General features: G+C 69.0%; 1 protein-coding gene. It reads left to right on the top strand.

Annotation, left to right across the window (positions count from 1 at the left end; translation table 11 throughout):
• Positions 1–239, top strand: a 239-nt coding sequence (locus VR45_RS41685) for an agmatine deiminase family protein (protein ID WP_045945201.1), incomplete at both ends; no start/stop codon positions are given.

A 239-nucleotide genomic window follows, 5' to 3' on the forward strand; every position in this document is an offset into this window, starting at 1 on the left:
AGTCGGACATCGCGCTGATCGCGAAGACGATCGCGAAGTACGAGCCGGTGACCATGTGCGCCAACCCCGCCAGCGTCGCCAAGGCCCGGTCGATGTGCGGTTCGGGGGTCACCGTGATCGGGGACATCCCGGTCGACGACTGCTGGATGCGGGACACCGGCCCCGTCTTCCGCACCGACGGCGCCGGCGGCCTCGACACCATCGGCCTCAACTTCAACGGCTGGGGCAACCACCAGGCC

Source organism: Streptomyces sp. NRRL S-495 (assembly GCF_000966955.1).
GTDB classification, from domain to species: Bacteria; Actinomycetota; Actinomycetes; order Streptomycetales; family Streptomycetaceae; genus Kitasatospora; species Kitasatospora purpeofusca.